This is a genomic window from Photobacterium sp. DA100 (genome assembly GCF_029223585.1).
Classification (GTDB): domain Bacteria; phylum Pseudomonadota; class Gammaproteobacteria; order Enterobacterales; family Vibrionaceae; genus Photobacterium.
The window spans coordinates 23243-44555 of sequence record NZ_CP119424.1 but is presented as its reverse complement, the minus strand read 5'-3'; the positions used below and the strand labels follow the sequence as shown (position 1 = coordinate 44555).

At 50.8% G+C, this 21313-nt stretch carries 22 protein-coding genes; 11 read left to right on the top strand and 11 right to left on the bottom strand.

The features are described from left to right. Positions 1–47: 47 nt before the first annotated feature. The 5 genes from PTW35_RS17910 to PTW35_RS17890 all read left to right on the top strand — a co-directional run bounded on the left by PTW35_RS17910 (position 48) and on the right by PTW35_RS17890 (position 5746). A complete protein-coding gene (locus PTW35_RS17910; protein WP_281028340.1) occupies positions 48–818 on the top strand; it encodes a hypothetical protein in 771 nt (256 codons plus the stop codon). 291 nt (positions 819–1109) lie between these two features. After that, a complete protein-coding gene (locus tag PTW35_RS17905; RefSeq protein ID WP_281028339.1) occupies positions 1110–2291 on the top strand; it encodes an amidohydrolase in 1182 nt (393 codons plus the stop codon). A 120-nt stretch (positions 2292–2411) separates the two neighbouring features. Further along, positions 2412–3758 carry an MATE family efflux transporter gene (locus PTW35_RS17900; RefSeq protein ID WP_281028338.1) on the top strand — a complete coding sequence of 449 codons (1347 nt, stop codon included), beginning with the start codon at positions 2412–2414 and terminating at the stop codon, positions 3756–3758. A gap of 190 nt (positions 3759–3948) precedes the next feature. Further along, positions 3949–4830, top strand: coding sequence for an NAD(P)-dependent oxidoreductase (locus PTW35_RS17895; RefSeq protein ID WP_281028337.1), 882 nt, complete (start codon positions 3949–3951; stop codon positions 4828–4830). 202 nt (positions 4831–5032) lie between these two features. Then, entirely contained in the window at positions 5033–5746 is a 714-nt protein-coding gene (locus PTW35_RS17890) for a hypothetical protein (RefSeq protein ID WP_281028336.1), read from the top strand. 39 nt (positions 5747–5785) lie between these two features. Here PTW35_RS17890 and PTW35_RS17885 read toward each other — a convergent pair whose 3' ends face one another. The 8 genes from PTW35_RS17885 to PTW35_RS17850 all read right to left on the bottom strand — a co-directional run bounded on the left by PTW35_RS17885 (position 5786) and on the right by PTW35_RS17850 (position 12861). Continuing rightward, complete coding sequence (locus PTW35_RS17885) at positions 5786–6172, bottom strand: hypothetical protein (RefSeq protein WP_044621670.1); 387 nt, start codon at positions 6170–6172, stop codon at positions 5786–5788. A 199-nt stretch (positions 6173–6371) separates the two neighbouring features. Then, positions 6372–6671 carry a hypothetical protein gene (locus PTW35_RS17880; protein ID WP_281028335.1) on the bottom strand — a complete coding sequence of 100 codons (300 nt, stop codon included), beginning with the start codon at positions 6669–6671 and terminating at the stop codon, positions 6372–6374. Positions 6672–6838: 167 nt separating this feature from the next. Continuing rightward, complete coding sequence (locus PTW35_RS17875; protein ID WP_281029162.1) at positions 6839–7966, bottom strand: anhydro-N-acetylmuramic acid kinase; 1128 nt, start codon at positions 7964–7966, stop codon at positions 6839–6841. Positions 7967–8023: 57 nt separating this feature from the next. Then, positions 8024–9016 carry a M23 family metallopeptidase gene (locus tag PTW35_RS17870; RefSeq protein WP_281028334.1) on the bottom strand — a complete coding sequence of 331 codons (993 nt, stop codon included), beginning with the start codon at positions 9014–9016 and terminating at the stop codon, positions 8024–8026. 9 nt (positions 9017–9025) lie between these two features. Further along, positions 9026–9409: a PilZ domain-containing protein gene (locus PTW35_RS17865; RefSeq protein ID WP_281028333.1), complete on the bottom strand. Its 384-nt coding sequence runs from the start codon at positions 9407–9409 to the stop codon at positions 9026–9028. A 272-nt stretch (positions 9410–9681) separates the two neighbouring features. Then, positions 9682–10893 (bottom strand): enoyl-ACP reductase FabV, encoded by a 1212-nt coding sequence (gene fabV, locus PTW35_RS17860; RefSeq protein ID WP_281028332.1) that lies wholly within the window; start codon positions 10891–10893, stop codon positions 9682–9684. Positions 10894–11026: 133 nt separating this feature from the next. After that, positions 11027–11488, bottom strand: a complete 462-nt coding sequence (locus PTW35_RS17855; RefSeq protein ID WP_281028331.1) for a methylated-DNA--[protein]-cysteine S-methyltransferase — start codon at positions 11486–11488, stop codon at positions 11027–11029. Next, positions 11485–12861 (bottom strand): AlkA N-terminal domain-containing protein, encoded by a 1377-nt coding sequence (locus PTW35_RS17850; RefSeq protein WP_281028330.1) that lies wholly within the window; start codon positions 12859–12861, stop codon positions 11485–11487. Before PTW35_RS17850 ends, PTW35_RS17855 begins: the two co-directional genes overlap by 4 nt. Before the next feature lie 317 nt (positions 12862–13178). Between PTW35_RS17850 and PTW35_RS17845 the strand changes: the two genes are divergently transcribed. Beyond that, positions 13179–13790, top strand: a complete 612-nt coding sequence (locus tag PTW35_RS17845; RefSeq protein WP_281028329.1) for a LysE family translocator — start codon at positions 13179–13181, stop codon at positions 13788–13790. A gap of 175 nt (positions 13791–13965) precedes the next feature. Here the strand turns inward: PTW35_RS17845 and PTW35_RS17840 are convergent, their stop codons facing one another. Both PTW35_RS17840 and PTW35_RS17835 read right to left on the bottom strand, forming a co-directional pair. Then, complete coding sequence (locus PTW35_RS17840; RefSeq protein ID WP_281028328.1) at positions 13966–14280, bottom strand: heavy metal-binding domain-containing protein; 315 nt, start codon at positions 14278–14280, stop codon at positions 13966–13968. A 120-nt stretch (positions 14281–14400) separates the two neighbouring features. Continuing rightward, positions 14401–15108 carry a dienelactone hydrolase family protein gene (locus tag PTW35_RS17835; RefSeq protein WP_044622001.1) on the bottom strand — a complete coding sequence of 236 codons (708 nt, stop codon included), beginning with the start codon at positions 15106–15108 and terminating at the stop codon, positions 14401–14403. 262 nt (positions 15109–15370) lie between these two features. Here PTW35_RS17835 and PTW35_RS17830 point away from each other — a divergent pair, with 262 nt between their 5' ends. Both PTW35_RS17830 and PTW35_RS17825 read left to right on the top strand, forming a co-directional pair. Beyond that, entirely contained in the window at positions 15371–16342 is a 972-nt protein-coding gene (locus PTW35_RS17830) for a glycosyl transferase family protein (protein ID WP_281028327.1), read from the top strand. A gap of 98 nt (positions 16343–16440) precedes the next feature. Then, positions 16441–16809, top strand: a complete 369-nt coding sequence (locus PTW35_RS17825; RefSeq protein ID WP_281028326.1) for a hypothetical protein — start codon at positions 16441–16443, stop codon at positions 16807–16809. Positions 16810–16843: 34 nt separating this feature from the next. Here the strand turns inward: PTW35_RS17825 and PTW35_RS17820 are convergent, their stop codons facing one another. Then, the gene (locus PTW35_RS17820) at positions 16844–18850 is read right to left on the bottom strand and encodes a methyl-accepting chemotaxis protein (protein ID WP_281028325.1); all 2007 of its coding nucleotides are present in this window, start codon (positions 18848–18850) and stop codon (positions 16844–16846) included. 68 nt (positions 18851–18918) lie between these two features. Here PTW35_RS17820 and PTW35_RS17815 point away from each other — a divergent pair, with 68 nt between their 5' ends. The 3 genes from PTW35_RS17815 to PTW35_RS17805 all read left to right on the top strand — a co-directional run bounded on the left by PTW35_RS17815 (position 18919) and on the right by PTW35_RS17805 (position 21177). Beyond that, on the top strand, positions 18919–19131 hold the full coding sequence (locus PTW35_RS17815; RefSeq protein WP_281028324.1) for a hypothetical protein: 213 nt from the start codon (positions 18919–18921) through the stop codon (positions 19129–19131). A 547-nt stretch (positions 19132–19678) separates the two neighbouring features. After that, positions 19679–20644, top strand: a complete 966-nt coding sequence (locus tag PTW35_RS17810; protein ID WP_281028323.1) for a TDT family transporter — start codon at positions 19679–19681, stop codon at positions 20642–20644. A gap of 146 nt (positions 20645–20790) precedes the next feature. Further along, entirely contained in the window at positions 20791–21177 is a 387-nt protein-coding gene (locus PTW35_RS17805; protein WP_281028322.1) for a DUF2799 domain-containing protein, read from the top strand. Positions 21178–21313: the final 136 nt, after the last annotated feature.

Here is a 21313-nt window from a genome sequence, read left to right as displayed (position 1 = left end):
TTTTATTATGCCTGTTGCGATAATGGCTGTAAAAACGGTAAACCAAAATGACATTGAATAGCAAAAAGTTATTTATCTTTACAATGACTTCTCTGTTTTCTTTTTCTTCAATTGCTTCACAAAGCTCAGAAGCATTACAAGACATGTCCGATCCCATGGCTGTATTTTCTCAATTCGGTGCGGGATATGGTGACAAAGGCATAAATCTAATGTTTGGCCATGCCTATGATACTGGCATCGCCAACAAAAAAGCGATGCACATCTTTGAAGCAAAGGGGATTGGTGGCGAAGCACTAGGGTGGCGTGATGATAATAACAACTCAGTCAGCGAGTTGCGCTATCGTCACTTTGAAGCCAGCACGGTTACCGGTACGGGGACCAATATCGACTTGCATTACAACCTTGACTCGGGCGTTGGAACCGGTACCTATGGCATCATTCAGGCCTTGCCAAAAGCCGGGCGTTTTCAGGCCTACCCAATGCTGGCTGTCGGGACTACCATCATAGATTTGAACAAAACCGATCACCGCCTCGACACAGAAAATGGGACCATCGGCGGCCATCATTTACTGGGGTTTTACGGCCTTGCCGGAATGTATAGTCGCTACAGTGTGACAGACAACATTTGGCTTAACTATAACCCTATGTCGTTATTTGGAGCCACTGGAGAACTGTCTGGCGAGTCGCTGCTTCTGCATGAAGCCGCGATCTCATACCAATTAACAACCCGCGCGAATATTAGGTATTTTGCCAATTGGTCTGATGATATTCGCTATGCCAATGGTGACCATAGATTAATGTTCACTTATCAGGTGTAAGATTTATGTTTGCTATTACTTAGTCATGACATCAATCCCTTTTTATCTGTTTGGTAAAGTTGTTGAGGCCATTAAAGAAAATACCAATATGAAGATTGATATTTATAATAAAAGTAAAGACGACACGCCCTTGGTAATTAAAAATTATATTCTTTAGTTCAGGCCCAGCATCGTGCTGGGTCTTATATTGGCAAAACAACCTGCTCCCCGAACCTTGCGATAGCCATCACACTCGCCTCCCCCCCATCAGCGTAAGATATGCAACTCAAATCCCTAGCTGTACAAAAAATTATGATAGCTCCGAACGAATCGTTTGACCCGGTAGCCTTTCGCCGCTGCCTCCATCAATATCCCGAACTGTCACACTGCGAGCACCGCACTGCAGAAATGATCAACCAGCAACTACGCCAGTTTGGCCTGACACCGAGAACCGGGCTTGGCGGCCATGGCACAGTGGTCGAGTTCGACAGTGGCAAACCAGGCAAAACCAGCCTATTCCGCGCCGATTTCGATGCCCTTCCCATTCAAGAGCAAGCAGATCGCCCTTATGCGTCGCGCCAAGCCGGGGTCATGCATGCCTGCGGCCATGATGGCCATACGGCTTCCCTGATGGCCGTCGCCAAACACCTTAGCGAACATCCGCCGCAGTCAGGACGGGTACTCTTGCTGTTTCAACCCGCCGAAGAAACGGGAGCGGGCGCAGCCGCAATGCTGCAAGATCCCTGGCTCGCCGAGCAACACATCGATAGTGTTTTTGCCTACCATAACCTGCCCGGTTACCCGCTTAACACTGTGCTCATCAAGCCCAATAGCTTTGCCTGTGCCTCAACCGGCGTCACCATTGAGCTGTTTGGCAAAACCTCCCATGCCGCCAAGCCTGAGGATGGCTTGCCACCAACGGCAGCGATGATTAATACGATTGAACTCATCCAGCGTTTACCCCTACAGTTTCCTGAGGTTTTTGCACTGACTACCGTGGTCCATGCCTCACTGGGCGAAACGACTAATGGCGAAGCGGCATTTGGCACCGCACCGGGTTATGCCAAAGTGCTGGCCACCTTACGCAGTGATGACAGCCAAACCCTGGTGGCGATGAAGTCACTTATCGAACAGCAGATCAGCGCACTGTGCGCAACAGAACAGTTGCGAAGTGAAATCTCATGGCAGGAATGGTTCAACGCCGCCGTCAACTCCCAACAGCACTGTCAGCAGGTTATCGAACAAGCCCGATCACTTGACCTGCCTGTCGAACGGCTCAAAGAGCCGATGCGATGGTCCGAGGATATGGCCGAATTCCTTGCCCAATGGCCCGGCGCCCTGTTCTGTCTTGGTAGCGGTGAACATCACCCTCAACTGCATAACCCCGACTATGATTTTCCAGACACGCTCATCGACACCGCCTGCAACCTATTCCGTGCATTGATCAATGATATTCATTGCGGCACACATCAGGCCGAACACGAGGGACAATAGCAGGCAATCAGAATTGATTTGGGGTTTCAGCAGGAAGGCTCTGGAAGTTAGCGACAGGATTGAAATATAATAATACAATTTATCGCTCTCTGATACCTATCGCGCCAACAAGGAGCCCTCTTGCAACTCTCGCCATTTGTTAAGAAAAACCTCTCGACCGCGTGGCCACTGGCCATGAATGCCCTGCTGATGCAGTCGATGCTGCTGATCGACACCCTGCTGATCTCTCCACTTGGCGAGGTCCCTATTGCAGCGATAGGGATCGCCACCGCCGTAGTTGCTTTTCTGCTCGGATTCCAGAATGCATTGGCAAACGGCACCCAGTTGGTGATCAGCCGTGCGTACGGTTCTGGCCGGTCTGACGCTCTGAGCGACTCCGTGTTAAGCGGGATGGCGATTAACTTGGGCGTTGCCGCTCTCTTCTCGCTGTTGCTGTTTATCTTTGGTGATCAGTTAGTCGGCTATATCACACAAGAGCCGGAGTTACACAGCCCCACTGTCGACTACCTGAAAGTCTCCACCTTAACCCTGTTGTTCAGCGCTTTGACTCAAATCATGATTGCCTGTTTCAATGGGTTAGGCAAAACCAAGATCCCATTTAAAGGCTATCTAATTGAATTACCTGTCAATACTGCCGCTACTTATATACTAATCCACCAGCTTGGCTTCGGGGTACTGGGCGCTGCAATCGGTAGCTTGATCGCTATCTTGGTCCGCACTGCTTTTCTAGTTTACTGCCTCCGCCTGGATAACGTTATCACCCTGCGTCTGCCAGACAAGCTGGACCATTTCTGTTCTCTGACCAAGCACCACTTTAACGAAATCTTTCCGATTGCAGCCAATATGGCCATGCTGGCAGTCGGAGCAACAATTTATCAACTGCTCTACTCACAACTTTCCCTCTATGCTTACGTGGCAATCACCCTAATCATGCCGTGGATTCGTATGGGTACCCAAATGACAACAGCGGCAGCCCACTCAACAGCAATCCTGATCAGCCAAGCCATCGGAGCAAACAAGCTCGATGACCTGCGGGAAAAAGTCGATACCAGCATCAATATTGCGGTCATAATGTCGATCATCACTTGCGGCTTGTTTTTTGTCCTCAGCTTGTGCCTTCCGGTCATCTACCCAGAAATGGAGCAACAGACCTTCCAGGCACTGGCGATCATCGCCCCGCTCTATATCAGCCTGCCTTTGGTCCGTGGCTACAACACGGTTCACGGCCACGCACTGCGGGCATTGGGAAAAACCAAAGCGGTCTTTGCCATTAACTTTTCCGGTCAATGGCTGGTATCACTCCCTCTACTGGCGCTGCTGATTGTGTGGTTTGACGCGCCGCTTTTCTGGGCCTTTGCCATCATGCCACTTGAAGAATGCATCAAAGCCATCCCGTTCCGCCACTTAGCCCGCAAGACACTCAATGAATTTGACCATGACAAAGCGGCAGCGCTGAATTATCACTGATCGTTACATCGTCAGTAATGCGGCTGAAACGCGCTCTTGGCATCACAGTTCAAACACCGATGGATTGGGGTTAGATCAAAAAACTGTGAACTAGAGGAGGTTTCAGCGCATTCTGCAATTGCTTTACGACGAGCAGGCGTATATCCTTAAGCCATATAGTCATACAATAGTATTTTAGTAGGAGTCTGAAATGACTAAACCAGTAATTGGTTTCATCGGTCTTGGCCTTATGGGCGGCAACATGGTTGAGAACCTTCAAAACCGTGGTTACGAAGTTAACGTAATGGATCTTAACAAAGATGCAGTTACAGCAGTGCTAGCTCGTGGCAACGCTTCTGAAGCTGCTTCTGGTAAAGAACTGGCAGAGAAAAGTGACATCGTGATGCTTTGCCTGACAACTTCTGAAGTGGTTGAGAAAGTCGTTTACGGCGAAACCGGTATCCTAGCGGGGATGTCTGAAGGCAAAACACTAATCGACTTCGGTACGTCTATCCCAGCTTCTACTAAGAAGATCGGTGCTGATCTTGCTGCAATCGGTGCCGGTATGATCGATGCGCCTCTAGGCCGTACTCCAGCTCACGCTAAAGATGGTCTTCTGAACATCATGGCCGCTGGCGACATCGAGACTTTCAACAAAGTTAAGCCCGTTCTTGACGAGCAAGGCGAAAACGTATTCCACCTAGGTGCACTAGGTTCAGGTCATGTGACTAAGCTTGTGAACAACTTCATGGGTATGACGACTGTTGCGACGATGTCTCAGGCGTTCGCTGTAGCTAAGCTAGCAGGCGTTGACGGTCAGCAGCTATTCGACATCATGTCAGCAGGTCCTTCTAACTCTCCGTTCATGCAGTTCTGTAAGTTCTACGCGGTAGACGGTGAAGAGAAACTAGGCTTCTCTGTTGCAAACGCAAACAAAGACCTTGGTTACTTCCTTGCTCTATGTGAAGAGCTAGGTACTCAGTCTCTAATCGCTGAAGGTACTTCTACTAGCCTACAGGCTGCTGTTGATGCAGGTATGGGTAACAACGACGTACCAGTTATCTTCGACTACTTCACTAACCTTAAGAAGTAATTCGAACCAATCTAACAGCGGTGCTGCAGCTTTCGGGCTGCAGCACCGCTGTTGTTTCTGGGCACAAAGAGATCTCACCCACGTTAGCCTAACCAACGCAGACTCCGCCGTTATAAACCTCCCTAATTCAAGCTCCTGCAGCCTCCGCCATAACTTGGATATATACTTGAAGCCAAGACCCGTTATCTAAGAGCCAAGCCCAATGTTCAGCCTCAAATCAGGAAAAACCACCCTTGCCTGCTCACTCGCTCTTTTTGGCTGCAGTACGTCAAACAACCTAGATAACCAAGGCCTGGCTCCACTTAATCAACCCAGGGCCGCAAGTGAAAACACCATTGCCCAGTGGGTTGATAGCAACATTTTGGCCCCCGAAGGACTTTCGCTTGAACAAGACAATATCCGCTACCTGTCAGGCAAAGCCGATCTCAACAGCGACGGAGCTGCAGAACACTTTGTCTTGATACAAGACCGATATTTTTGTGGCAGCGGAGGCTGTACTGCCGTGATTTTCGACAATCAAGGGAACATCATCAGCCAGATGTCCGTGGTTAAACCCCCGGTATTGCTAGCGGAAAGTACCAGCAACGGCTGGCGCGATTTTATGGTATGGAGCAACGGTGCGTTTCGTCTGATGAAATCTAGCGGAGACTCTTATCCGACTAACCCTTCACTCGAGCCGGAAGTAGATAGAAATGCCAGCCAACAAGCAGCAATGGCTAAAGTGGAGGAGACCGAGCTTTACCAGCAAGATGGATACGATATTGCCCCTTCTAGAGCAACAAAGATATGGGCACCGAGCAGTATCTACCATTTTACGTTCAAGCACTATGGTGATCCGCGCGCGGTGTATCATGCGCAAGTGGATATGGCGAGTGGGGTTGTAGAGATCAGTCATAACGCTGTGCCCGCAAAATGATGCCGGCACAGCAACAAATAGCGCTACCTATCTGGCGTGTTAAAAGTACACTCTAAAGCCCGCTCTGGCTTCTAGCTCAATATCGAGTTCGTCCAGGTAAACCGCAGGCGTCAAATCGACATAGAAACCCATAGGACGGACACGGAATTCTGCACCAATCCCCGGCGTCACGGCGACATAGTGTTTGTTTCGATCGACGTATTGGCCCCCCAGGAACAAATACAACGGCGTCCCCTGAACAGCATAAGTTTTATTCACCCCAACACCGAAATTGTCATCAAGGCTCACATTGAATCGAAAACCATTGTGCTTGAAGTCTACGCCCCAGAACGGATCACCAACTGACAAACCAATGCCAGTGCCTGCCTGTGCGCTCATCGACGCGAACATGCCAAGCGCCAGAACTAGCGTCATTATCTTTTTCATAATATTTCCACTGCGATAAAAATCTGAAATATTAAAACGACGCAAACGATAAAATGTTAAGAAGTCAGAGAATTAACTGACATTTGACAGAGCTGGCCAGGTTCTGGCCTTTGATGATTAATTGCTAGGCAAATTGAGAGTAATTAGATACTTAGTCACTCGAGCCTCAATGGCAGCACGGGAAACGGGAAGGAAAAAATCAATAAGTCAGCTCAAATTTCACCGCGCCGCTGTCAATATCGATATTGCTGTTATCCACCATGGCCCCGCCCGCTTCGACAGAGATGCTGAAGTCATCCGTCGCATTGAACTTCAGCCCGGCACCAAACTCAGTAGGATCTTCAATATTCTTATTTTGGTAAATGCTGTAATTATCGCGCCCCGTATTATCGACCGGACGGCTGCCCTGACCAACAAACTCAACAGCTTGTTTGGACTTGGAGTCCTCGATAAATATTTCCCCCAGAGCACGCTCTTTAGCGTGAGCAGTTCCAGCCATCAACGCAGCTATCAACAATCCGTGTCGCCAGTGACCTATCATATGCACCTCAGAACTCACCACATACACCTATAAAATATGTAAACCATCGCTTTGTAAAAAACAATGCCTATGAGCTGTCGCACACTTATTTTCCAGAAAAAGGCCCTTCGCTTCAATGGGCACACCTAGGCTGGATAGATGACACCGAGCGACGCTAACCCGGACGCCCCTGTTACCTCAGGAACATTGCTCGGTTGGCCGTGGATACGCTGACGGGCCAGCCAGGCAAAGGCCATGGCTTCCATGTAATCCGGGTCGATGCCTGCCTCACGGGTACTCGCTACTGTCCATGTGGGCAGCAGCTCAGCCAGTCGGCGCATCAAGAGGGGATTATTCACGCCGCCACCGCAAACCAGCAAGCGAGGTTGCCCGCCATGAGAGAACAGGGCAACCTGCTCGGCAATCGATTTGGCGGTAAATTGCAACAGGGTTGCCTGGACATCTTGTTCGGGGATCTCTTGAGCCAGAGCGGCCAGTTGCCCTTCCAGCCAAGGAAGGTTGTAGTGCTCCCGTCCGGTACTTTTCGGATAGGGGCGGCTTAGGTATGGGTCGGCCATTAGCTGGCTCAGCAGCTGCGGATTGACTGTGCCGGAGGCGGCAAAAGCGCCGTCTTCGTCATATTTACGGCCAAGGTGGCGATACACCCAGGCATCCATCAACATGTTGCCGGGGCCGGTGTCATAGCCAATCACAACCTGCTGGGGACGCAGCACCGAAATGTTGGCAATGCCCCCAATATTCAGTACCACCGTGGTAGAATCTTGCTCCGAGAACAAGCCTTTATGGAATGCCGGTACCAAAGGGGCTCCCTGCCCTCCCAGCGCCATATCCTTGCGGCGAAAGTCGGCGACTGTCGTGACGCCCGTTTTGGCCGCAACGATATTGGCATCCCCCAGCTGCATGGTGAACGGGTGGTCACCATCCGGCTGATGGAAGACTGTCTGGCCATGGTTCCCCACCGCCGTTACCGCAGAGGCCTCAATACCCGCTTTTTCCAGCAGTTGGTTGACCGCATCGGCAAACAGATGCCCCAACTGGTGATCCAGCTGTCCGATCTGTACTAGGGTCGTCGCCTGCCCAAGGCAAACATCGAGCAATGCTGACTTCAAGCCCTCGGGCATCGGATAGGCATCGGTTGCCAATAAGTGAGGCGCTGAAGCTTGGTGCTCCCCAGCCTCAAAGGCCACCAGCGCAGTATCCACGCCATCGAGGCTGGTACCTGACATCACACCAATATAAAGCTCACGAACCATCGCGTTTTCTCTCACCGACACCGCATATACCCAAACACAGTTAAACCAGCCGATGGACTAGCCTTCTTCCCCTGCCAGGCCCTTTTCATTGCTTGCCGTCTGGATCGGGCGTGCAATATGAGGCGACTGGGTAAGCTGTACCTGCATCGACACCACATTATTGATCATCGTGAGCAAAGATGCCCATTGAACCGTTTTCTCTTTTTCGAACAGGCTATCAAAATTATCCGGTGTCCATTCAACAAAAGGCCGTGGATTCAACGCCCGTCCCAAAAAACGGATCTCATAATGCAGGTGCGGCCCGGTCGACAAGCCGGTATTGCCGGTCCAACCGATCAGCTCCCCTTTACGGACAAACTGCCCACGCTTCACATTGAATTTCTTCATGTGCGAATAGGTCGAGGTGAAGCCCATGGTATGATCCAGTTTGAGGAAGTTGCCGGAGCCCTTGTTGCTCGGCCGAGTGACTTCCACCACACCATCTGCTGGTGCATAGATCTCGGTACCAGTATTGGCAGCGAAGTCCAATCCTAGGTGGCTCTTGCGTTTGCCCGTTACCGGATGGACTCGGGTACCGAATTGCGATGACATCCGGATCCCCGGAGTCGGACTACCATTGGGGATCATCCGAAACAGGGTCCCCCTCACCGCCGAGCTAATAGCGGCACTGTCTACCCGCTCTTCGAGGGTAAAGACCTCACCGTCTTCGGAGGTTTGCAGACCAAGGATGGTTTCCACATCATCAATCCGCAATGACAGCGCATCCAGCTCCGCCTTTTTTTCATTGAGCTCTTCAAGCAACTCTCGATTACTGGCACTTTCTTCGGACAAAGAGGCACTCAATTGCTTGGCATGAACGTTTAGCAGACTGAGCTGCTGGCTCGAATGGAGGTTGTCTTGGTAGAGGTTATAAACACTGTACCCACCACCAGCGGCGACAGCCAACAACGCTGTCGCAGCCAATGCGATATACCGTTTCTTGAAACGGTTAATAAGGTAATGAGAGGTGCCACGATGATCGGACACCGAAATACAAATATTTTCTGACATGATGACTATTCACGACTCACCGGAATGTTTGTGCAAATCAGTTAGCTGTTCCAGCTCACGATGTAATAGTTCATCAGTGCCAACATTTAATTCGACCAAACGCCGGAGGTGTCCGGCACTTTCTAAATCAATATGGAAGATATGCATACGTAAATAAGCAGCATCATGGTGAACTAACCGGGTTTCCATCCGCAGTTCGATGTCTGAGTCGTGCAGGCAAAACGATATAAAATACCTATCGTCAGTATCTTGTGGCGACCAGCTCTCCGGCTTGGTCAGTAGGATACCCTGCAGGGACAGGTCCCGAACTTCCGCCTGCCATTCACCATTGGCATTGTTCAGCGTAGCCGGAGCCTGATATAAAATACGACTAAAGTGACGACGTTCAACCATAATCACTGCATTCTTTGTTGTTCTTTTATTAAACTAATTCTAATGATTCTTCACTGATTAAACCAGATTTATCCTAATGCAGAATTAACAAACTTGAGGTTTTATGATCTGAATACTGAAAGATTGCCGATCTAGCGGGAACTTTCATCCCCACAAAGGTTGTGACCGAGAGAAAATAAAAATCGCCATTACTTTCGCCAATATTTGGGCGACAAGATAATGACGATAATATCAGTATGATTGCTTATCTCACTAATGGGCATGGCGAAAAGTTAAGGCTGCAGTGCTGTAAGGCTATCAAGACTGATGTCTTGCTGATAGTCCACCCCTGCCAGGCCGAAACCGTTCAGCGCCATAAAGTCTTGCTTGTAGCCGGCGTAGTCTCCCAGCTCGGTGAAGTTCTCCGCTGTCATCCTGGCCATGATTTCACTGACCTGCTGCTGCACTTCGGGATCAAGCTCCCAATCATCCATGCGGATCAAGCGCTGCTCGTCGGTGGGCACGTCTTGCGGGTGATCTATGGGGCCATAAAAACGGCCATTGAACAGCCGCTGCATTTGCTCGATGCACCCTTCGTGGGTTCCCTTCTGCTTCATCACCTTGAATAAGGCAAGCATATAAGGGGTAAAGGCCGGAATAAACACGCTGGCTTTGGTCACGAGGGCTTTGCAAACCGCAACATGGGCCTGCCCACCAATCGCTGCGAGCTGCGTATTGAGTGTATTGGCGGTAGTATGCATATGTTCTTTGGCCCGGCCAAGGGTACCATGGTGGTAGATCGGATAGGTCACTTCGGGGCCAATATAGGAGTAAGCTACCGTGCGGCAGCCTTGTGCCAGCACCCCCGCCTCAGACAGGCACTGTATCCAGTCAGCCCAATCCTCGCCGCCCATCACTTTTACCGTATCGGCAATCTCCTGCTCTGTCGCCTTTTCAACGGTCATTTCCGCCAGGCTGTCAGTTTCCAGGTTCAGGGTAGGGCCCACGACAGGCTCCGCTGTGGTCTTTATCACCGAACGCCACATCTCGCCGGTTTCTGGGTTCGGACGAACACCGGTCGCCAGGCTGTAGACCACCAAATCCACCTTCCCGCCCAGATCTTTGTTGATCGCCCCGATCACTTGCCGGCGAACCTGCTGTGAAAAGGCATCACCAACGATATTTGTCGCAATACGGCCGGCCTTCTCGGCTTCCTGCCTGAAGAAAATATTGTTATACCACCCGGCGCTACCAACCCCTTTATCACTGGGGCCACGTTCGAACGAAACGCCAATGGTGTCCGCTTCTGCCCCCCCAAAGGTATGGGCAATACGTGATGCCAGCCCGACCCCGGACGACGCCCCCAACACCAGCACCCGCTTCGCGCCACGCGCGATGGGTTTGGCCTGTTGTACGTAGTCAATTTGCTTGCGTACCGCTTGCTGGCAGCCATAAGGGTGGGCCGAACGGGCTACGACACCTTTGATCACCGGTTCAATAATCATTGTTTACTCCAAAAACAGAAATCAAAAAACCACAAATTAAGAGTCAATACTGATGCCACCCTAACGGAAATTAACCCATCGCAACAGCCAGCAAATCAATAAATGTACGGCAGCACCTGATATTCATACCGGCCTATTTGGTCAGGTGCTGCTTCTCGTGCTCAAGCAGCCACACCTTGATATCCAGCCCCCCGGCATAACCGGTCAACTTGCCAGAGCGGCCAATCACCCGATGGCAAGGCACAATGATCGGCACAGGGTTTTTGCCGTTGGCCGCACCGACAGCCCGCACGGCTTTGGGGTTGCCAATATAATTGGCAATATCACCGTATGAGCACGTCTCGCCATACTCGATACCGTCCAGCGCCTGCCACACCATTTTCTGGAAATCCGTCCCGGCCATATTCAGTTCGACCTCAAAATGCTCCCGCTGCCCGTTGAAATATTCTGCCAGCTGCCGGCAGCAGTGCGCGGTGGTTTCTGATGGCTGTTGTTCCAGCTCAGGATCAGCCGCAAACTCAATGGCGGTAATCGCACCACCGCTTGCCCGTACATTCAGCCAGCCAATGGGGGTATTGATCAGTTGGTTGCTCATAACGTTTTCCATAAATAAAGGGTCAAATAACTTTGCCAAGGCGCGGCCAGCTCCGGCTGACAAGGCCGTTTTTCCAAGGCCTTTTTTACTCCCAGGTCGCCGACAAGAAAAATATTGGGGTCACTCAAGCCGCGCATCTTAAGGTAATCCACCGTCCACGGCCCTATTCCCGGTAGCGCCAGCAATTCATTTGCATCCTCAATACCTTGCTCTGCCACATAACGCCCAAAGATCCGCAAGGTCTCACGGCGACGCTCAGGCATACCGAGCAAGTTCAGATCATACTCGCCTAAAGCCTCCGGCTCAGGGAAAAAATATCGTCCTGAATGGTGACCCGGATTCATCAATATCAGCTTTTCAACCAGGTTCCTCGCCGCCTTCACTGAGACCTGCTGACCCAATATGGCGCGGATGCCGGCTTCGAAAGGACTCCAAATGCCAGGAAGGCGCAGGCCCGTTTGCCCAAGGGGCTCCCCCATTGCGACTTCTATGGCACTATCAATCACCGCAGAGTCGGCATCCAAATCGAGGCAGCGGCGGATATTGGCAATCGCGCGGGGCAAGCACTGCAGATTGGAAAGGCTCAGCTCAACCCGAAAACACGCTTTGTCTTGTTCATAGTGTGCGGTGAACCAGCCCTGACCGTATTCTTTGCCAAATGTCCTGCCATAACTGTTTTCATCGAGCCACTCCAAGCCCTCGATCAGCCGAGAAGCGAAGAAATCGCGTACCGACGGCCAGTCGTAAGGCGGGCGATATGATAGGGTGACGGTCACCGTCTTCATCTGGTTTTTCCCTTCGCCTTGCTCGGCGCCATTGAGCTGCTTGCGCACTTGCGTTGGTGTCAGCGAAAAGTGCTGGTAAAAACAATCATTGAAACGCCGAATACTGTTAAAGCCACTGGCCAACGCAATATCGGTGATGGACAGTTGGCTTTCGTGCAGAAGCTTCTTGGCCAGCAGGCATTGCTGGTAAAGGCTGTAGGCTTTGGGCGACAGACCCATTTCATCATTGAACAGCCTGCGCAGGTAGCGATCGGTAACCCCGAGGCGTCCGGCCAGCTGTGCCAGGCCACTGTCAATCAGTGCCCCTTCATCAATCAAGCGCTGCGCCCGAACAAAGGTCGTACTCTTGCCCCGCCATGCCGGCGATCCCGGCGCACTATCAGGCCGGCAGCGCAAGCAAGGCCGGTACCCTGCCTGAGCCGCAGTAACGGCCGAGGGAAAATACTCCACGTTTTTTTCCAATGGCGGTGGCGCCGGACAGATTGGGCGGCAGTAAATACCTGTCGTTTTCACGGCGGTAAAGAACAATCCGTCGTAACGCCTGTCCCGGGCCAAGCGGGCCTGCTGGCATTGGGCTGGAGTCATCATGGTGGCGGGTCCTGTGCTGGATAGTGAACTCTTCTATAGTCTACCCAGCTAGCGGAACAAAACTAGCCACTTTCGGAACTCAATCATTGCCATCATTTAATCATGGTGTCTTTGCTGGAAGCGGAATAAAAATCCAAATCAAAGCCTTTTCCAGTTATTTATTTTTATGTATTATCGCCCCCATGAGCAGTTTTAAAACATCAGTAGCTCACGCAGCTACGCACAATAACCTATTAAACGTTCCTTGGTAATCACACCATCAAAGACCAAGCTGTATCAAAAATTCATATTTATACGTTTAATATTAAGAGGTTATTGTGTCTCTAACTGTATTCATTTCTTTATTTGTCGTCACACTTCTCGGCACGATGACACCGGGACAATCTGTCATCATGGTGTCAAGAAATACACTCGCCGGCGGTAGACGCCACGGTATCATCACGGCTGTCTCGCATGCTGTTGGTGTTGGTATCTATGCCGCATTATCCTTAGCCGGCTTGGCCGTTACCCTGAAAAACTCCCCGATCTTTTTCCATGCAATTGCCTACGCAGGAGCTGCTTACCTAGCTTACCTTGGACTATGCTCACTTCGCTCCAAGGGCGGACTATCGGATAAAATCAACAAGGGCAAAGAGAATACACTGCAGCAGTCTGCGCGTGATGGCTTTATGATTTCTCTCCTGAACTCCAAAATAATTATTTTCTTTCTGGCACTATTCAGCCAATTTGTTGCCGATGGCAATGATTTGACAAGTAGGCTAATCATTGTGCTAACACCCGTCCTCCTTGACGCGCTGTGGTATTCGTTCATTGCTTGTGTGCTGTCACGTCCAAATACCATGACCCGACTACGCACCCATGCCGTGCTCATCGACCGTTTATCCGGAGTTGTCCTGCTTGGTTTAGCGGTAAAAGTCATCATGGTGTAAGGAGGAAGAGAATATGGATAAATTTGAGAAATAACTCAGGCGTTTAATGCCATTTACTCACTGGATGTAAGCAGCCTGCCTCATGACGCATTTGTTGATTGATACTGGCAGTGCCAGTCACCGCAATTGTCGCTGAAACCGGGATATGCTTTCAGCGACAGCAATACCGCGGTGACTACTTCAGCTTCACCGCCGTGCCGTATACCAAGATTTCTGATGCGCCCTGCATAATTGCACTCGTGGTAAAACGAACATTGACAATCGCATCGGCACCCAAGGATTCGGCTTCTGCGATCGCTCGCTGGGTCGCCTCCTGCCGGGCTTCGGTCAGCATCTCAGTATAGCCACGGATCTCACCGCCGAAGATAGTCTTAAACCCTGCCATGATATCTCGGCCAACATGCTTGGACTGCACTACGTTGCCAGTGACCGTGCCGAGCACCTCTGCAATTTCGCGACCATGGATTTCAGGGGTGGTTACATAGAGCATATTGTTATCCTTATCTTTATTCGCTACTTTTTTGACTGTACCCCATTACAAAGGTTCAGAGAGCAAAAAGCCAGCAACAGTTCTGCTGGCTTAGAATGGCTCACAAAAGTGAAGAATGGTCTATTCCCATTCAATATCATCGAGGAAGGTCAAAAAACGCTGCCAGGATTTGTAATCGGCATCTTGGCGGTAGTTATCCGAACCGTAGACAGTAAACGCATGCGGTGCGCCGCTATAGACAATCATTTCATTACTCACCCCGGCTTTTTCCAGCTCGCCCGATAATACCGCGAAATCAGACATTGGGATCGCGCTATCCGCTGCGCCATGCAGTACCAGAATGTTGCCCTTGGATTTCAAGTAGTCTTGCCCTTCCGGGGTTTGTAACCCACCGTGGAACGTCACAAAGCCTTTCATATCTGAGCCAGAACGTGCGAGTTCCAACACCGCCGCGCCGCCGAAGCAATAGCCCATGGCCACAGACTTATCGGTATTGGCACCGAGCGAGTCAGCCATTTGCAACGCGCCGTTCATCAAGTCACGCATTTTCTGCCGGTCTTTGTACAGCTCTCCTGTATGCTGGCGTTTGTCTTTCACCTCTGTTGGCCTTACCCCAGCGCCAAACAGATCGGCGGCAAACACGGCATAGCCTTGCTCTGCCAACATTTCAGCCCGCTTAACCTCATAGTCGGTGAGCCCATCCCAGTCATGGATCAACAGTACCAAAGGCGCATCTTCCGAAGGCGAAATATAGTACCCCTCATAGGCTTCATCATTCACCTTGTACTCAATAGCCCTGCCCTCGGCAGCGTTGGTTGCAAAGGTCATCAGTGTCAGTATCGATCCAATCGTCAATGTTCCTAATGTCAATCTACCTGGCGTAAACAGTGTTTTCATATCCGCTCCAGTTATCCCTATTGATTGCTTTACAACTGAGTTCCCAGAAATAAGTGTAGGCAATCGATGACGAAAGTGTAGGAATAGCCTGACTACGCCCGTTTCATTATTGTGAATAAATTTATTGGCTTAGTGCTAATATACCTAGGTTAAGGTCAACTGATGACTTGGGTACATTTACACGGAAGGCACCATGACAGCATTTTCAGAGTTCATTAAACACGTTGGCCGCGGGGAAAAGGGCCGTCGCCCACTTACCCAGGAAGAAGCGCGAGAAGCACTAGATATGTACCTCGACGGCAAAGCCGAATTACTTCAACTTGCCACGTTACTTATGCTGCAGCGCGTGCGCTGCGAAACCAGCGAAGAGGCTGCTGGCTACATCCAATCATTGCGCGGCCGTATTTCACCTGAGTGGCATGAGCTGGACATTGATGTCGACTGGCCTTGCTTTGCAGGCAAGCGCCGTCAGCCGCCATGGCTATTGCTAGCAGCCAAACTGCTTGCAAAGAACGGTATCCGTGTAATGCTGAGCGGCCATATGGCTGTCGATGCCATCAAATACCAGATAGAAAGTGCCTGTCCAGCGCTGAATATCCAACAGGCCGAAACACCCGATGACGCAAGGCGGATCCTGGCCGAGGATAATATCTGTTATATTCCGCTTTCGAGCTACTGCGAGCCGTTGATCGATCTGCTGGCACTGCGCAACCTGGTCGGGCTGCGGACCCCGCTCAATACCGTGGCCCGGGCCCTCAACCCGACTGCTGCACCGTATTCAATCCACGGGATTTTCCACCAGGGCTATGAACAACTCCACGCCGAAGCGGCGCAGTTGGTGGGAGACAAGAACATGGTCGCCTTCAAAGGAGAAGGCGGGGAGAGTGAGCGCAGCCCGCGCACTGCCTGCCGTTTGTCCGGTGTCAGCCAGGGGCAATTGTTCACCGAAGAGTGGCCAACCTACTTGGAGGGGGCGTCGGGCAAGCATGGTGAGATAAGCGGCGAGTTCTTGCAAACGATCTGGCAGGGGGATGCCGACAACCATTACGGTGAATGTGCCGTCATTTCCACCCTAGCCATCGTGCTCAAAATGATGGGGATCTGCCGCGAGCAAGAACAGGCGCTGTCGATGGCCCGCGAGTGGTGGGAGAAGCGTCTGAGCTAATATATCCTCAATTAACCTGCATAACTGATAACCACATTTGGTCGTCAAATACAGGTAGATTAGCTGCATTCCCAACCTCTTGCCACGAGACAGAATGTATGAAAAACCTGAGACTACCAAGTGTCATCTTCAGCCTGCTGCTAGGTTCAATAGCAACCGCGGGGGCCTCTGCAAACACTCTGGCTACGGTTACCTCCGCCGGTCAGCTCCACGGTGTGCTGGACTCATGCCAGTTCTTTGAAACCCTGCCGAAAATGACGCTCCAGCGTGTCAGCGACTATTTGATTCAAACCACGCTCACGACCGACAACACCGAACATCATGTCGCCTGGGTGGAAGCAAGGGTTGAAGGGAGGCAATACGCAGACCGGCTGCACTCTGCTAACAGCAGCCTTCATGATGCCAAGTGCCACGGGATCGTAGAATCATTCTGGAGCGGGACTTTGCCAACCATAAACAGGGGCTAAGCAGCCCCTGTCTGTGACTTTCAGCTGCTCATGGCTAGCCTGTGGTACGGATATGGAACTTGTCGACTTCGGATGACAGTTCCCCCATGCGCTGCCTGATCAAGTCCATCTCGTCATGGATATCGGCAATCGCCTGCATGGTATTTCCGGCAAGCTCGAGCAAACCATCGACATCGGCATCGACACTCTGCGCGGTTTGAGATTGCTGGCTAGCCGCCGTGGCGATACCCGTATTGAACTCGGCGATTTCATTCACGCTGCCGATCAGCCCTTCGACCAATGATTTGGCTTCGAACACCACATCTTGAGTTTCCACTGTCGCCTCTCGGCTTTGCTGCATATTGGTATAGGAGTCTTTGGCATTTTGCGTGATGCCATCAAGTAACAGACGAATATCTTCGGTAGACTTTTTGCTGCGCTGAGCCAAGGTTCTCACCTCGTCAGCAACGACGGCAAAGCCCCGCCCTTGCTCGCCGGCCCTTGCCGCTTCTATCGCTGCATTCAAGGCCAACAGATTAGTTTGCTCAGAAATGGCGTTGATAGTATCGAGGATAACCGTCACCCCAGCCATTTGCTGCTCGAGATTTTCAATGCACAGATAGGTTTCATTGACACTGTCCAGCAGACGCGCCGTCGTCTGCTGCGATTGCTCACTTTGGGCATAGCTTGACTCGGCACTCTCACGGGCCAATTCGGTACTGCGCTGCGCCTCGTTGGTGATTCCCGCCACTTGCTCACTGGTTTGTGCCATTTCGGTCATGGCCGTCGCGATACTGTCACAACGTGTATGGGTTTGCTGACTGTCCGTTCTGGCCAGCGCAATCAACTTCACCATCTCCGCCATTTCTTGTTGGGTTTGGTTAGCCACACCGTGAGCCTTGTTGAGGGTATCGCAAACGCTCTCCGATAACCTATCGAGCTTTTTGCCAATTTCACCAATCTCATCGTCGCGGCTATCAGCCAAGCGAATCGTCAGATCTTTACTCGCAGCCATCGTCGATAGCTTGTCTGAAAAGGCGGTGACCCGTCGAGTTAAGCGTTTTAGCGAAACAATGGTAAACACTATCAGCGGTACAACGACCAACATAATAATGCCGGCAAAAAACCACAGCTGATTCGAGACCTGTTGTTGTTCAAACTTTACCGCGGCCGTTAACTCAGCGGTCATCTGGTCTCGCAAACCTTTGACCAGGGCAATTCTGTCGGTAGCCAGCCCAAACCAGCTCGGTGCCGCCGGTCCTTCCACTGCTGACAATGACGCTTTCTGAGCAAGAAATTGCTGCTGGATCGCCATCACCTGCTGCCAGATCGATGAACGCATAACAGCCTCCAGTTGCTGTAGATGTTGACCACTGAGCAGTAAACCGGCCTGCCGGATCGCATAGGCCTCATCATTGATATATTCCTGAATTTGCGCATACCGATCGAGGCTAGACTGCTTACTGGCAAACACCCCGTTGAGCGCCCCGCGAGCCATCCCCGCCTGCTCTTTGGTAACAAGCAACTGCAGCAAGCCTTGCAGCTCCTGCTTGAGGGCCGCATTACTGATTTGGGCCAACAATATCGAGAGGTTATCCAAGGCCAGGCGGTTCACATTGGAGTAATACGCAAACGGTGAGTCAACCAAGCGTAGACTGTCGACCTGCTGGCGGATCTTTTGCCGTTTATCCAGCTCGGAACGAACCGCCGCCAATAACGGATCGACAGACTGGCGACTAAGATACTGTGGTGCAAAAGCCAACAATGCCTGATAAGCCTTGTCCGCCAAGATTCTTTGCTGTCTCAAAGCCTCCACCTGTGGCCCTTGCCCTTTGGCTCCGATCACCCCAGCCGTTAACCCCCGTTCAACCGCAAACTGATGGGCGACCTCATCGTATAGATGGAATAACGCCACCGTTTCTTGGGCGACATCAGTTTGCGTGCGTTTATCCATTAACAGGTGAGTTTGCCACCCTATCACCGACAGCAGCAAAAAAGTAGGAACAATGAAGGTAACAAGCAAGGTTTGGCGTATGGTCAAAGACTTGAGCGGACTGATCATGGTTAACCTCTTGATATTTATAATTCCTTTTACGAATTAAAAATAGCAAATTAAGGCTAGGATATCTGATGGTTCAATCACCAATTGAGAAAAGATTGACGCTAATCACCGCAAGTGATAATGACAAGCCCCGCAACAATACCGGGAGGCTGGTACATCAGAGCCATGCTGCCGGTATTTCAGTCATCGGCCCAATATCCCTTGCCAAGTTACCCACTGTTTTTGTGGATAACACCAAACAAGCGTTTAAAAACAGCAGGTTAGTATTTTCAAGACAATAACAGTATTTTTTAGCAGCAAAAGAAAAGCCGCACCATTGCGATGCGGCTTAGTTTTTATCTCTGTTCTGTTGCCCTAGTCTACCTACACAGCACACATAGAGCGTTGATTGAAATACAACTTGAGGCTTCGCCACTCATTACGTTGAGTATGCCGTGCCCGATACAGTCACAAATTTAAATCGGACATCAATTGTGCTTGGCGAAGAAGTATAATCACTTTGTTTGTCACTTAACCAAATTGTAAACTAAGCAATACCGACGCTTAGCGATGGTTGATTCACATCAACCTGCTCCCTGTACCCTTGAGCCAATGAATGAAAACAGCTCATTCCTCCGTAAGCTATATATGAGTCAGCTCATTTACAGGTCACAACTTAAATATGGTACTAAATTCCACTTTTAGCAAACCTGATTTACCACATCATCTCCTAAAATGTGACCGACGCCAAACTGTGTTTTGATCCACTCCACGCCGCCCGTCCCCGAAACTAGTGTAGAATGCCCGTCTCCCGATTGTTTTATGTCCAGACGAGGTTTTTTTAGCGCAATGCCAGCATTTACTAATGCTTTGATACATATACCCACAGCCCAAGCCGCGCTGGCTTTAGCCTCCATGGGAACAGGCCTGGCCTGGTCACTATACTTCCCGGATCATGCCAACTGGTACCGCGGGATAGGGGCCTTGATTGGAGCAATCCTGCTGCTTCCCGTTGTGCTAAAGTACCTGCTCAACCCCAAGCGGTTCATTCAAGATCTCCGCCATCCACTGTACGGCAGCTTAATGGCCCCCATGTCAATGACCATGCTGGTGCTATCCGATTATTTGTCATCAATCCATGTTGAAGTTGCCCGCGTGCTTTGGTATCCCGCTTTGGCCCTGCATATGTTTATGATGGGTTTCTTCTTTTTTTGCCAAATCAAAAATTTCCGGCTGACCAACATGTATCCTAGCTGGTTTCTCTACCCGGTGGGGGCGATCAGCGGCACCTTGGCTGGCCCTCAGCTTGGGCATCATGACTTTGCCTTGGCGATGACGGATGCCTGTATCGCCATTTACTTCCTCATGCTGCCCGTAGTGCTCTACCGCTTATGCTTTGCCGGGCGGCTGCCTAGGCCAGCAAGGCCGACGCTGGCTATCATGGCTGCTCCCGTCAACCTCTCACTGACAGCTTACCTACTCAATGTTAGTGAGCCGGACCCGGTCTTGACCGGTGCCTTGGCGGGGGTAGGGATCACTATGACGATCCTAGTCTACCTGTGCTATTTCTATTTGCTCAAGAAACGCTTTCAGCCCTCACTGGCTGCGGTCACCTTTCCATCGGTGATCAGCGCTGTTGCCCTCGAGCGCCTTACTGATTGGTTCGCCATCCATTACCCGCATTGGTCTTGGCTGGAACGTTTGGGTATCTTTGAAATGAGTGTCGCCACCGGACTTGTTCTCTGGGTGGGCTGGAACTACCTGGGCTACTACTGGCCTCAGGCCTCGCCCTCAAGGCTGCTTTCTAATAATTGAGACAAGAAACCATATTCAAAAAGCGGGCTTTTAAGCCCGTTTTTTTATTGGGTATATAATTGAAGTGTAAGACCTGTCCAGCAGCCAGATAGCCAACTATTTGCGCTAACGGGGGATAATTTCACACTTGCTTGCGGAGGTAGACGATGAAACACCTAGTTTTTCTTGTAGCTGTCCTCGGCTTAGCGGCCTGTACCGGCCAGTCCTATGACACGGAACTGGCCAAGGAAAACCAATGGAAAATGCTTGGTGTTAAAGACGGTGAAAATGGCCGTTTGGTTCGCACCGAGGCCGAACTTAGAAAACTCAGCGATTTGCCGGCAGGAGCGGTTAACGAATATCGCCTTGGCTACCAACAAGGTATTGAAGATTACTGCCTACCTTACAAAACCTACAAACACGGTAAAAAAGGTCAACAATACACAGGCCAGTGCCTCAATACTAAAAATGAAAGACTTGCTATCCAAGGTTGGGAAGCCGGTTACAAAGAATATGTTGCCGAGCAGGATCAACTCTGGTTAAACACTGAATAGCCTCTACAAAAAAGCGGCTTTCGTGGAAGCCGCTTTTTTATTTCTCAACATGTCATCTAGGTCAAAACCGGTAATCCGCTAAGCCATGCTGCGAGCTTACTGTTGATCTGCCTTTTTCTGCTCGGCTTTTTGCTGC